Source organism: Streptomyces sp. NPDC041814 (assembly GCF_055590565.1).
Window position 1 is genome coordinate 283859 of sequence record NZ_JBVJAM010000008.1, and the last position, 12647, is coordinate 296505.

The 12647-nt window shown below is 67.2% G+C and carries 11 protein-coding genes and 1 tRNA gene; 7 read left to right on the forward strand and 5 right to left on the reverse strand.

Features of this window, described 5'->3' with window-relative positions; all coding sequences use genetic code 11:
• Positions 1 to 6: 6 nt before the first annotated feature.
• Positions 7 to 1356 carry an FtsK/SpoIIIE domain-containing protein gene (locus ACZ6C6_RS21810; protein ID WP_469204925.1) on the reverse strand — a complete coding sequence of 450 codons (1350 nt, stop codon included), beginning with the start codon at positions 1354 to 1356 and terminating at the stop codon, positions 7 to 9.
• Between the two features lie 2 nt (positions 1357 to 1358).
• Entirely contained in the window at positions 1359 to 1688 is a 330-nt protein-coding gene (locus ACZ6C6_RS21815) for an SCO3933 family regulatory protein (protein ID WP_164630206.1), read from the reverse strand.
• 226 nt (positions 1689 to 1914) lie between these two features.
• On the opposite strand from ACZ6C6_RS21815, the gene ACZ6C6_RS21820 reads away from it, so the two are divergent.
• A complete protein-coding gene (locus tag ACZ6C6_RS21820; protein WP_469204926.1) occupies positions 1915 to 2673 on the forward strand; it encodes a GntR family transcriptional regulator in 759 nt (252 codons plus the stop codon).
• Between the two features lie 7 nt (positions 2674 to 2680).
• Here the strand turns inward: ACZ6C6_RS21820 and ACZ6C6_RS21825 are convergent, their stop codons facing one another.
• The gene (locus tag ACZ6C6_RS21825; RefSeq protein ID WP_469204927.1) at positions 2681 to 3295 is read right to left on the reverse strand and encodes a nuclease-related domain-containing protein; all 615 of its coding nucleotides are present in this window, start codon (positions 3293 to 3295) and stop codon (positions 2681 to 2683) included.
• Between the two features lie 639 nt (positions 3296 to 3934).
• Between ACZ6C6_RS21825 and ACZ6C6_RS21830 the strand changes: the two genes are divergently transcribed.
• A complete protein-coding gene (locus tag ACZ6C6_RS21830; RefSeq protein WP_469204928.1) occupies positions 3935 to 4285 on the forward strand; it encodes a hypothetical protein in 351 nt (116 codons plus the stop codon).
• A 41-nt stretch (positions 4286 to 4326) separates the two neighbouring features.
• Entirely contained in the window at positions 4327 to 5133 is an 807-nt protein-coding gene (locus ACZ6C6_RS21835) for a DUF6602 domain-containing protein (protein ID WP_469204929.1), read from the forward strand.
• On the opposite strand, the gene ACZ6C6_RS21840 is transcribed toward ACZ6C6_RS21835, so the two are convergent.
• Entirely contained in the window at positions 5119 to 6243 is a 1125-nt protein-coding gene (locus tag ACZ6C6_RS21840; RefSeq protein WP_469204930.1) for an SRA domain-containing endonuclease, read from the reverse strand. The genes ACZ6C6_RS21835 and ACZ6C6_RS21840 overlap by 15 nt on opposite strands.
• A 182-nt stretch (positions 6244 to 6425) precedes the next feature.
• Between ACZ6C6_RS21840 and ACZ6C6_RS21845 the strand changes: the two genes are divergently transcribed.
• Both ACZ6C6_RS21845 and ACZ6C6_RS21850 read left to right on the forward strand, forming a co-directional pair.
• Positions 6426 to 6971 carry a GIY-YIG nuclease family protein gene (locus tag ACZ6C6_RS21845; protein WP_469204931.1) on the forward strand — a complete coding sequence of 182 codons (546 nt, stop codon included), beginning with the start codon at positions 6426 to 6428 and terminating at the stop codon, positions 6969 to 6971.
• A 76-nt stretch (positions 6972 to 7047) separates the two neighbouring features.
• Positions 7048 to 7136 (forward strand) — tRNA-OTHER (locus tag ACZ6C6_RS21850).
• Between the two features lie 440 nt (positions 7137 to 7576).
• Here ACZ6C6_RS21850 and ACZ6C6_RS21855 read toward each other — a convergent pair.
• Positions 7577 to 9313, reverse strand: coding sequence for a hypothetical protein (locus tag ACZ6C6_RS21855; protein ID WP_469204932.1), 1737 nt, complete (start codon positions 9311 to 9313; stop codon positions 7577 to 7579).
• Between the two features lie 307 nt (positions 9314 to 9620).
• Here ACZ6C6_RS21855 and ACZ6C6_RS21860 point away from each other — a divergent pair, with 307 nt between their 5' ends.
• Together ACZ6C6_RS21860 and ACZ6C6_RS21865 are read left to right on the forward strand one after the other, a co-directional pair.
• Positions 9621 to 11720: a restriction endonuclease gene (locus tag ACZ6C6_RS21860; protein WP_469204933.1), complete on the forward strand. Its 2100-nt coding sequence runs from the start codon at positions 9621 to 9623 to the stop codon at positions 11718 to 11720.
• A 50-nt stretch (positions 11721 to 11770) separates the two neighbouring features.
• Positions 11771 to 12643, forward strand: a complete 873-nt coding sequence (locus ACZ6C6_RS21865) for a GNAT family N-acetyltransferase (RefSeq protein ID WP_469204934.1) — start codon at positions 11771 to 11773, stop codon at positions 12641 to 12643.
• The last annotated feature ends 4 nt before the right edge of the window (positions 12644 to 12647 follow it).

Below are 12647 nucleotides of genomic sequence, written 5' to 3' on the forward strand. Positions count from 1 at the left end.
GGGGTGCTACTCGGTGACCGGAACCGGCTTCAGCAGCGGCGCGGCCGGCGCCGGGGCGGTGTGAACGGCCGGCCGGAAGGGTGCCAGAGCGGCGAGGTGCGGGGTGAGGTGCGCGTACTCCTGGCAGACCGCGACCGCGTCGGCCGGGGTCATGGCGGGGGTTCGGATGCGGGACCAGCCGCCGGAGGCATCCCCGGCCACAGCGACACCGGGGCGGTCGGGGGCAATGGTCGTCGCGGCGAAGACCGCTTCCGGGGCGATGTCGCCCAGGGCCATTTCGGCGGTCTGCTTGTCGTTGACCCGGTGCACCACACGCCCGGTGAGCTGGGCACGCAGCGCGGTGGCGCCCTTGCCGAGGTCGGAGCCGAAACGCTGGCCGCAGACCTCCAGGAAGATCCCGACCGCCCGGGCCATCTGCGCGAGCCGGATCATGCGCATCACCATCCGGTCCCGGCGTTCCTCGTCCTTCTTCTCGGCGACGAGGAAGAGTTCCGCCACCTCATCGACCAGGACGACGAGCGGCACCGGCCGCACCTTCGCCGGCAGGCCCCACATGTCCGGAACACCGTGAGAGCTGAGAAGGTCGAAGCGCTCTTCCATCTCGCCCACGAGAGCTTCCAGCAGCCCGTCCGCCTCGTCCGGGGTCACCGCCAGGGCGGAGAGCCGAGGCGCGTAACCGCCCTGCTCCACACCCCTCTTGCAGTCGATCCCGATCAGACCGACCGGCCGCTTGGCCAGCTCGGAGATGAGGTTGCGCTGATACATCGACTTGCCCGACTGGTTCGCCCCGACCGTCAGGGCGTGCGGAATCTTCTGGTAGTCGCGGACGAACGCTGTGCCGTCTTCCCGGAGCGCGACGGGGACCACCAGCGGGCCTGCGGTGGCGGTACGGGGCAGGCGGCGCGGCATCTTCACCCGGCGCAAGACGTCGTAGCCGGTCATGCGCAGTTCCACGAACCCGGGCTTCACCTCCACGACGTGCACGGAGTGGACGCCCCAGGCGTGCCGCAACCGTTCGGAGGCGGCGGACACGTCGGCGGGTTCCAGACCGGCGGGGAGACGTAGCGTCGCCCGCATCCCGGTCGAGGAGTAGCGGACCCGGCGGACCCTCGGCGGCACCGGCTGGACTTCCTGACGGGCCACGTTGCGGACCATGAACGCCCGCAGGCGGGACGGCTGGACCGTCAGCCCGCACACGTCCATTGTCGCCCGGTACGTCACCGAGAAGCGGACCCGGGCAACCGGGGCGCCGACCAGCGACCAGAACACCCGAGGAGACCGAACCTTCGCGTAGCCGAGGCCGCCGGCGGCCGATAAGGCCCCCGCTACCTCGATCGCCGTGGACAGGTCCGCCATGGTCAGGCACCCGCCGTGATGGCCACCGCGCGGAAGCTGATCCCGTGCCGGGTCTGGCCGTTGAACGTGTTCTCCCAGTCGCGGGCCTTGAGGCCGATCACCGTGACCGGGGTGCCGGGGACCAGGTTCTCCGGGACACCCGTGCTCGGAACCGTCACCTGGTAGAGGTTGCCCTCCCCCTCGTCCGAGATCAGCAGGCCCACCGTCGCGAGCTGGGCCCCGGTCTCCCGGTCCACCGCGATCTCGCCGGTCTGCTTGCTCACGAGCTTCGGCGTCGGAGGCGTCGCCACGAACACGACAGCGGTCGAAACGTCGATCTTGAAAGACGGCATGAGCGCATCCCTTGTTCAGGAGGTCACCGCCAACCGGCGACCTCTCTAGACATCTACAGTGAAGCAGCCCATCTCTAGAGACGTCAACACCTGTCTAGAGATGTGTTGTTGTGGCACCTCAGGGCATGCGATCGGTTCGTAACGAGCACGTTCCGCTCGTGGGACGTACGTTTCTTTCGTGAAAGAAAGCTCTAGGCTGTCTAGAGAGGAGAGGAAGAGATCACTCATGTCCACCGAGGGCGCCAAGCGGCAGCCGAAGTACCAACGGATCGCCGATGAGCTGCGAGACGCCATCCAGTCCGGGCAGTACCAGCCGGGAGACCGGCTGCCAGGTGAGAACGACCTCATGGCCAGCCACGGCGTGGCCCGGATGACCGCGCGCCAGGCCCTCGGCCTTCTGCAAAGCGAGGGCATCGCCGAGTCGCGCAAGGGCGCCGGCGTCTTCGTGCGATCGTTCCGCCCGCTGCGTCGCCAGGGCATCAAGCGCTTGGCTCAGTCACAGTGGGGCGAGGGCCGGTCCATCTGGGCCGTCGACACGGAAGATCGGACTCTGGTCGTTGACCAGGTAAGCGTCACCGAACAGGGCGCCCCGGAGCGTGTCGCGCACGTGCTGGGAGTGGAGCAGGGCGATCCCGTGTGCGTACGCAGCCGACGGTTCGTGCTGGACGACAAGCCAGTGCTCATCGCCACGTCGTACCTGCCAGCAAGCCTGGTAGCCGGGTCTGCAATCACTCAAGAGGACACGGGGCCTGGCGGCATCTACGCCCGGCTCGCTGAACTCGGCTCCAAGCCGGTCCACTTCCGCGAGGAGATTCGTTCTCGCATGCCGTCGACGGACGAGGCGGAACAACTGAAGCTCTCCACCGGGACGCCCGTCATGCTGATCTGCCGGACGGCGTTTGCGGACGAGGGGCGTGCCGTCGAGGTCAACGAGATGACCCTTGACTCCGCTTCGTACATCCTCGAATACGCCTTTGACGCGTAGGGGCTCCTCAGCGCCCAGCCCAGGTTTCGCCTCGGCGGGCAACGCTGAATATCTGCTCAACCCGCTCGAGCGGAAGCACAGGTGCGAGTCCGGAGAGGACTGCGTGCACCCTGGCGCCATCGATGACGAGAACCGGAGGCGCCGCGTTCTTCACGGAAAGTCTGGCCGCGCCCACGATCGCGATGACCGGGCGGACGGGCACAAGGAACCCGCAGTGGTCTGACAGAGCACGCGAGGTGCGGCGAGCCTCGTGCTCGCTGACCACGATGTACTTGGTGGGGGCGCGATTGACCGTAATGGCGTGATCGCCGTACCAGACGGTCTTGCCCCGGCGGCACTTCGAGTTGATGGTGAAGACGCCCGAGGGGCCTATGACCAGGTGATCGATGTCCGACCCGCTGGGCCATTGGACAGAGTGAAGAACCCGCCAACCATGTCGTCTGAGAGTGTTCAGGCGCCGGCCAGTCGTACGCTCACCGACCAGCCCTAACGCCCAGTTGCGTATCTCCCGATCTGGCGACCAGCGGGCGAACGGCCTCTTCATTCGGTTGGGCTCCAGTTCTGCGAGCTTCCTCCGGATCGCATCTCCCGGCCGATTGCCCACCAAGTCCTGTTGCAGCACGGCTATCTACCCCCTCGGTTCGGGAGTCCACCGCACCATGCCCCAGTAGAGGTGCCAAGACGCCGATTCCGGCCACCGAGAGCTGTTACAGGTTTCTCTACCTCATCAAGGCACCCGGCTGCGCTCCGCTCCGCCGGGCGCGCTTCCCGGCTCTGGCTGCGCCCGCGCTCCTGCCTTCGGCCCGCTCGGCGCTGCCGCCGCCGACGCGCGCCCGCTGGATAGGCCCGAGGGCATGAGGCGAGAACCAAGCCCGCGGCTTCAAGACGATGCCTCCGGCGGGGGCGCTCAGACTCCGGGATGGCAGGGGCGCCGTTCGCGAGTGCCGGCCGGAGCGGGGCGAGCGTCGTGGGGCTCCCATCCCGACCACCTTCGACCCAGGCAGAGCCGAGCAGTCGCGGCCCAGGGCGTCAAGGTCGTTCGTACAGTAGCGCGCTCCACCTTGACGCCCTGAACCACGCCCGCTCCACGACGTGTGGGTCGAAGGCGGACGGGATGGGAGCTGGGGTGAGTGGTGGGCGGCGTTGCCAGGACAGCTCGTTACCCGACCGCCCGGAGCACACGAAGCGTTCAATCCGAACTAGACAGTCCTTCTGGTTGGTTAGCCCTTCCCAGACCACAACGCCGTCATAAAATGCGTGAATGACGATTCCTCGCGAGCCCAACGGGCGCCCACTCACCCTGTACACGATGGACTTGAACGCCGCACTTGCCTACGCCCAGGAGGCCTTGGCAGAGGGGCTGAACGTTGCGATTAAGGACTGCGACCTTCGGGACACGAAGAGGTACCAAAGCTTCCAGGAGTCACCCATCTTCGCGAAGTACTGGCAGGTGCAGGTGACAACAGACGACAGCGCCCGCGGCTACCGGTCGGCGTCGGCCCATCAGATCCTGGAAGCAGTGGAGGTGTGCACACCTGAGCAATACGGAGCGATCCACGCTGAAGATCTAGTGGCTGAGTGCCAGCGCGTATACGACAGACCTGCCAAGTGAACTGTTGCCGAAGCACTGCGCAATACGTTAGGACTACCTAGATGACCACCGACAAGCTTGGAAATATCCTTCGCTCCGTAGCGAAGAGAATGCACGCGGACTTCGAGCAATCACAAGCCTTTAACCACAACGGTGAGTCCGGAACCTCACGAGAGGTTCTCATTCAACAATTCCTCTGCGACTATCTCCCATCCCACGTCGAAGCGCTACATAACGCTGAAGTGATCGCTACAAATGGGGACACTTCACCACAGGCCGACATTGTCATTATCGACCGCGGAGCACCACCATTCACCAGCCTAAAAGGCTATCGCATCGTCCCCAACGAATGCGTTTACGGGATGATCGAAGTCAAAACGAAACTCGACAAGAAGCAGCTAATCGACTCTTGCAATAAAATCAGCAAACTTCGACGAATGCCCAAGACTGCCTATAGGCCGATTTCGGGGGTGATTACACGCACAGCAACGGCGTACGGGGAGGAAAATAACTATTATCCAACATCAGGAATGGTCATTGCATTCAATAGCCTAGATCTTGAGACGCTCGGAAACCACCTAATGGATTGGTGCAAAACTCGCAACCCCAACGAATGGCCCGACAGCGTGTGGGTTATCGGAAAAGGGTTCCTGCAATGGGGGGACCCGCAAACAGGCATCCTATATCGATCGCCATCCGCCGGGGCGGCACTTTTTCAAATTAACGCCGACCCTGACGAGGATATCCTACTGCCGCTCGCAATTCACCTGAATATTCACTTTTCGGAAGCGTGGATGAATCCGCTTAATTTGGCGTCGTACGCGGGAACCAGGCCTTTGGGTAACTACGCCAAGTCATGGAGCATCTGACGCGGGAACGGCTCCCCCAACGAAACTACCATCATCGGATCGATACACGACGTGGACGTCATATCGCTCTAGCAGAGAATGCATGTCAGGGGTAGGCGCGGCCGGCAAGAGGATGACTCGGCGGGGCTCACCCTCATGCTCTTCCATCGTCACGTAACGGCCATAGTCCAAAACCTGACCGAGCGCCATTCGCACGTCCTCGCGCGAGTTAGACCCTTTCGCCTCATACAGCACGTGGGCCGTGGCGTCATAGAGATCGACCCGAAGAGTCGAAGTGAGCCCCTTCACTTTGATCTGGTATGACCCAGTACGATGCCCGACGCTTTCAAGGAAGTCTTTATAGGCTTGAGTGAGTTCGGCCTCGCGTCGGATAGCCACCGTGGCGGCAGCTGCGGCTCGAACGCTGAGTCGATTCCCGAAGGCTTCGGGAACCACGAAAATCCCACTCGTTTCGGCGTTCGGCGCGGGCTTTCTTCTCCTTCTACCCGTATGAACCCGTTGGCTGGGCAACGGCAAATCTCCGCTTGTGACGGGACCTGTCTGTATCAACGCCGCGGTGACTGGCCTGAAGAGTACAAACTCTCCATCGGTCTCCTCGGCGGGCGGGATCACGTCCGTCTCATCGCGTCGTACTTCGCCGTCAGCGCGAAGCCTGAAAACAACGACGTTGCGGTCTACGCCGTCTTCGCCGTGAACCTTGCGCCAAACATAAGGCTCCAGGCTATCCAGTGTGAATGACCCCAAGTAGCGGTGCGTCTTCGTATCGCTACCGGGTACCTTGCCTACTCGTGTGAAGACTCGGAGCGTACGCCCTTGTTCGGCGTGACGCAGAATCGCCCGGTTCCCCGTACCAGCAATGCCTTCAAATGTCTGGTTGCCAGACTTGCCGGCACCTGTGTATTCGAAGACAGCCCCCAGCTCGTCTTCCTCAGCCAACCATCCGTCGTAATAGCCGAGTTGTTCGCCGACGTCGGGATCTGAGTAGAGGTTGACGCTGGCTTTGTCCCCGGATGGACAAATCCCGCCTTGCGGACTTCCGCCGAAGGCTCTGCGAATCTGCGCCCGAGTTCGGACATCGCCGGGACTGATCACTTCAACACTAGTGGTCATGAGCTGACCCTAGATCACGGGACTGACAGCCACGGCCCGGGCTCCATCGCCGGGTCAGCCCAGACGGCACGAAGCCGGCTGCCACGTACGCACTTGCGGCCCGCGGCTGGCACCCAACTTCGACCGTCATGTGCCAGTAGTCTGCGGCCAACAGTCCTTGCTCCGAACTTGGAAGAGGCGCCGTGGAACATGCTGCTCTCACCAAACCCGATCGGCTGTGGTCGGCGCGCGAGGTCCTCGTGCCTCCAAGCCCGGTGCCGGCAGCAGCCGGGGTCTACGGGTGGTACTTCGAGAAGGCTCCCTACGCAGAGCTCGCTGCCGGGCGTTTGCTCTATGTCGGCATAGCCCCGCGGCACATGGCGAACCGGGTCAGCACGCAGAACCTGCGCAGGCGTGTGCGGTACCACTACCGGGGCAATGCGGCCGGATCGACGCTCCGCCTAACCCTCGGTTGCCTTCTCGGGATTGAGCTGCGCCGCGTAGGCAGCGGGAAGCGCTTGACCTTTGGCAAGGCTGGTGAAGCCGCCCTCACTGAGTGGATGGCAGAGAACGCCCGAGTGTGCTGGATCGAGCATGCCGAACCGTGGACCATGGAGGCGGAGCTCATCTCTATACTCGACCTCCCTCTGAACCTCGACCAGAACCGCCACAATCCCTTCTACGGCCGCCTCAAGGAACTGAGAGCCCAGGCCCGCCAGCGAGCACGCGAGTCGGCCGTAAGCGCATAGCCCCTCGGCTGACATCACCAGCTGACATCAACGACAGCGAACGATGGTGCACCGAGGTAGCCGCAGCCGGATCGACGGGCGAGCGGTGAACCCCGTTCTGGCACGCCCTACCGTGCTGCGGTCGAACTCCTAAAGCGGGTGTCGCAGGTTCGAATCCTGCCGGGGGCACAACGCCAAAGGCCACCCAGGAACGTTCCTGGGTGGCCTTTGGCATCTGCTGCCGGCCTCAACGGCGGCCGGGAGGGCCCAGGGCCTTTGGGCGGCACCGATCCACCGCCGGCAAGCGGGCTACCGCTATGCGATACGGGGTGACCGACACCCGCATCCCTCGGCACCACAACACGCTTCGGCCCACGGACTACGGCCGCGGCGGCCTTGACGCGTTCAGGCTCGGTAAGCCCTCCCGGAGCCGATCGCACATGGTCGGCGCCGCCCCCGGGGCAGGCTCAGAACGCGGAAGTGCCGGGGGGCTACGGCTGCCCGGGGGCCCCTCGCGGGGTAGCGCGGGCCCCCGGGCTCAGCCAGGGCCGTATCCGCACGTGTGTGTGCGGGAGGCCCGGTCGGCCGCGGCGCCGGTCACGGCGCTGGGGCCCGCCGGGATGCTGTCACCCGCGTCGCGTCGGGGCCGCGTGGCTTTTCTGCCCTGCTGCGGCCCCGCCCGCCGGCCGCCCGAAAGAGCCCTGGAACGGGAACTGGACGTCCACGGAGTCCAGGCGGCTGTCGCTGGCGAACTGACTCCAGTCGTCGCCGTCGTACTTGGCCTGCCAGTCGCCGTCCTGGGCCGCCTTGAAGGTCTTCGTGAACCTGCCGTCATCACCCGCCACGGCGATGCCGGCCCTGCGCCAGGTGGTCGTGCCCTTCGCGCGGAAGTAGATGCCGATCCGCGCGCCGGCGAGCGCGGACCACTGCCCGTTGTCCTCGTTCCTCGTGTCGAGCTTGCCGGTGACCGTGAGGGGGGCGCCCGCCTTGACCGGCTCGGGGTGCGCGTTGAACTCCGCGAAGGCCGTCATGCTGCGGGACACGATGTACGACTCAGGGGCGGCGCCGGCCGGGATCTTGTCGGTGCCGGGAAACTGGAACCGCCAGACGCCCATGCCCTGGTAGGGCAGATCCGCGGCCGAGACCGTGCGGGAGCTGTCGCCCACGACGGCGGGGCTGTCGATGGTCTTCTTGGTGACCCAGGTCGTGGTGCCCTTCGCCTTGAACTGGAGGTTCACCTTCAGCGTCGTCGCGGCCGGGATCTCGTAGCGGTCGAAGACGCTCGACACCGTGACCTTCTTGTACCGGCTGACGGTGACCGTGGGGAGCCTGTGGAAGCCCGCGCTCGTCGTCGGGTCGGGGGTCACGTACGCGTACGTGGTGGACAGCCACGGCGTGCCGTGGAGGGCGATGGTCTGCCGTCGCGTGCCGTAGACAGGGACTTGGGTGGTGAAGCGGCCGTCCTCCCCGGTCCTGAACTTCCGTACGTTGTACACCGACATCAGTGTGTCGACGGGGACCGGCTTGGAGACGCCGTCGTTGTCTTTGTAGGTGGCCCGGCCGCTCAACGGGACGTCTGTCCCGTCCGCACCCCGCACCGTGAGCGAGTCCAGCGTGATGTCGGTCAGGGTGAAACCGACCTCGACCTGGCGGGTCAGACCGTGCGCGGCGTCCTCGCCGGCCGGCCGGAGAACCGCCTTGAGGTCGTTCTCCGGCGTATCCAGGTCGTGCTTCTCCGTGCCCGTGAAGGTGAAGGAACTCTCGACATGACCCGCGGCATCGGTGGTCAGTCCCGTCTTCGCCGCGCTCGTCTCCAGCACCAGCCGGCCGTTCGCCATCGGCGTCTCGGCGCCGTCGCGCGGGTCGCGCAGCGTCGCGTCCGCCTTGATGGTCACCGTCCTGTGCTCCAGGTCCGGTCTCCCGCTCACCTCGAACGTCTTGACCTGCGGGATCAGGTGGTAGTCGAAGACCGCCTCGTCCTTGTGGAGGATCGTTTCACCCTCGGTGCCGTCGTACTCGACGTCCACCGCGTACCGGCCCAGGTCCGCCAGGCGCAGCGGGGTGGTCCCGACGGCGGTCTCACCGGTGTCGTCCTGGCAGGACGGCATGCAGGGGTCCGGGTCCTCCAGGTACTCGAACTCATCGATGGTCGCCACCGGGGTGTCGGTGCCCGACTTGCGCAGGAGCACCTTCAGGTTCTTCGGCAGCGTGCGCGTACCGAAGTCCATGTAGATCCGGGTCTCGTCGGTCCGGACCAAGGGGCTCGACGGGTGCGGGTCGGCCGCCTGTGCCGCCGTCGGAGTCGCCAGCGCGCCACCGAGTGCGCCAAGTGCGCACAGCACCGAGAGGGTGCGTCTTCTCATGTGTTCCCCCCAGGAATCAAGATCCAATCAGCCCTTCCAGACCTCTGGAAGGGCTGAAAGGTTGTAGGGACAACCAATAAGCAACCAATAGGCAACCAATAAGCGACCAAAGTGATGAGCGAGCCGTGGCAATCGGACTCGACGTTGCCCGGGACGGCTTCGGCGACTGGTTCGGCCGAGTCGGCGTTCCCCGGCTTCCCCCAACCCTGCCAAGTCCATGAGCCCCCGGACCGTTGCGCATTAAAGTTGCGCCATCACTGCTGGTTGAGGGGGCCGGGCGCGTCCCGGTGGGGAGGGCCTGGGCGGGATGAGTCGTCGCTCCAATGGGTTGGTCGCCGTGTGGGCCGAGGCACAACGGCAGCAGCAGCGGCAGCAGGAGGCGCAAGCCCGGTATCAGCGGGATCAGGAACGGGCGCAGCGGGCGTATCAGCGCGAGGTCGCCCGGAGCCAGCGGGAGCAGAAGGCCGCCTACCGGGAGCAGCGTGAGGCCGAGGCGCGGCGGCGTACGCGGGAACTGGACGCCCGGGTCGAGGCGTTGCAGGGGCTGCTGGCGGCCGGGTGCCGGGCGCCGGCGTTCCGGGCCTCGGCGCTGACCCGGCCGGAGCGGGTCGAGCCGTTCGCGCCGGGGCCGCTGGCGCACCCCGTACCCATTCCCGACCCCGCGCGGTACGAGGCACAGGGCGGCGGGTGGACCGCCGGGCGGCGGGCCCAGGCACAGGCCGAGGCGCGGGCCCGGTTCGAGCGGGACCGGCAGGCGGCGCAGGCGGCCGAGGCGCAACGGCAGGCGCAGTTCGCCACGTACCAGCGGCAGTACCAGCAGTGGGCGGACGCGCAGCTCGGGGAGATCCGGCGGCACAACGCCGGGATCGCGGAGATGACCGCCGGACTGCGCGCCGGGGACGCCGAGGCGGCCGTGGAGTACTTCTCCGCCGCGCTCTACGCCTCCACCGGCTGGCCCGAGGAACTGCCCCGGCAGGTGGCGGCGGCGTACGACTCGGGCGCGCGGCAGCTGGTGCTGAACTGGGAGCTGCCCCGGTACGACGTCGTCCCCGAGGCGAAGTCCGTGCGGTACATGGTCAACGCGGACCAGGAGAAGGAGTCGCCCCGGCCGGTCACGCAGCGCCGGGCCCTGTACCGGGACGTGCTCGCCCAGTGCCTGCTGCTCGTCCTGCGCGACCTCTTCGCCGCCGACGAGTTCGGCGCGCTGGAATCGGTCGCGCTGAACGGCTTCGTGGACGACCACGACCCGGCGACCGGGCGGCGCATGCCCATGTTCCTCGGCACCGTCATGGCGACCCGGGCGGACTTCGACGGGCTGCACCTTGAGCAGGTGAACGCGGTGAACTGCCTGGTGGACGGGTTGCGCGGGCAGTTGTCCACGCGCCCCGACCAGTACGCCGCGGTGCGGCCCGGCCGGGTCCCCGAGGACGTCGGCAACGGGGTCGTGACGCACGGCGGCGACGAGGAGCCCGACCTGTACGAGATGGACCCGCTCGCCTTCGAGGCGCTGGTCGCCGAGCTCTTCCGGGCCATGGGCATGCAGGCCGTCACCACGCAGCGGTCCAACGACGGCGGCGTGGACGTCGACGCGCTGGACCCGGCCCCGATACGCGGCGGCAAGATCGTCGTCCAGGTGAAGCGCTACCGGAACACCGTGCCGCCGACGGCGGTCCGCGATCTGTACGGGACGGTCCAGGACACGGGCGCCAACAAGGGCGTGCTGGTCACCACTTCCAAGTTCGGTCCCGGTTCGCACACCTTCGCCAACGGCAAGCCGCTGGAGCTGGTCCCGGGCTCCGAGCTGGTCGACCTGCTGCACCGGCACGGGCTGCGCGGGCGCCTCGGCGGCGGCGGGGAGCGGCCGGTCCCGGCCCAGCGGACCGGCCCGGACGACGAAGGCCTCAACGACGAAAGCCGCGACGGCGACCACAACGTGCTCGGCATGTACTGGTCCGGCTCCGTCGCCCTGGACGTCTGCGCGCTCGTCTGCCAGGGCGGCCGCGTGCTGGACGACGACCACTTCGTGTTCTTCAACAACCCTCGTACGCCCGACGGTTCGGTCCGCGCGCTGATCCCCGTGGCGCCCGACAAGGCCGCGATCCAGGTCGGCTTCGACGCGCTCCCGGCGCGTGCGGACCGGCTGGTGATCATCGCCGCGGTCGACCCCGTCGCCAACCCCGGCGCCGACCTGTCCGGCTTCACCGACGCCGGAATCCGGCTGCTCGACGCCGAGCGCACCCCGCTCGACCGGCTGGACGTCTCGGACGGCCGGCCGGGCGAGACCGCGCTCGTCCTGGGCTCGTTCCGCCGACGGGCCAACGGGGACTGGGAGTTCGTCACCGGCGGCAAGGGCTACCGGGGCGGGCTTGAGGAGTTGGTCACGGAGTACGGGATCGTCGTCGAGTAGGCAGCCGAAATTCGCGGGCGCCCCCCTCCCCTTCCACGGGAGGATGCGTCATGGATTCCTCAACGTGGCTTCGCGTACCCGACGTTCATTCCCTCCTCGCCCGCGCCGGGGACTTCCTGCGGTCGCGGCCCGCTCTGCACACCGTCACCCTGACCGTGTGCGAAGGGCTGCGCTCGCGGGGACCGCTGGTGTACGGGGACGAGGCACCCGTCTTCGGGGTGCTGGAACAGGACGGCGAGGTGCGCGCCGCCTACTTCCGGACGCCGCCCTACCGCCTGATCGTCACGCCCCTCACGCCCGAGGAGGCCGGTTCGCTGGCCGCCCATCTGCATGCCGTGGGCGACCCCGTCCCCGGGGTCAACGCGGACGAGGCGACCGCCGCCGCGTTCGCCGAGGCGTGGCGGGCGCGTACGGGGGTGGCGCCGCGGCTCCACGAGCGGCAGCGGCTCTACCGGCTCGGGGAGCTGCGGCGGCCCGAGCCGGTGCCGGAGGGGCGGAGCAGGATCGCGGACGAACGGGACCGGGAACTCCTGGCGCGGTGGTACGCGGAGTTCGTGCGGGACATCGGCGGGAGCGGCGCCCAGGACCCCGGTATCTGGGCCGACCAGCACATAGCGGACCGTCGGATCACCTTCTGGGAGACCCCCGGCGGGGTGCCCGTCTCCATGGCGGGGCTCACGGCCCTGGTCGCCGGGCAGATCCGGGTCGCCCCCGTCTACACCCCGGCCGGGCTGCGCGGCCGCGGTTACGCGGGCGCGGCGACCGTCGAGGCCAGCCGGGCCGCGCTCGCCGAGGGCGAGGCGGAGGTGCTGCTCTTCACGGACCTCGCCAATCCCACCAGCAACAGCCTCTACCAGAGGATCGGCTACCGGCCCGTGACGGACTTCGCGGTGTACGACCTGGCGGGGGCGGTGGCAGGCTGACCGG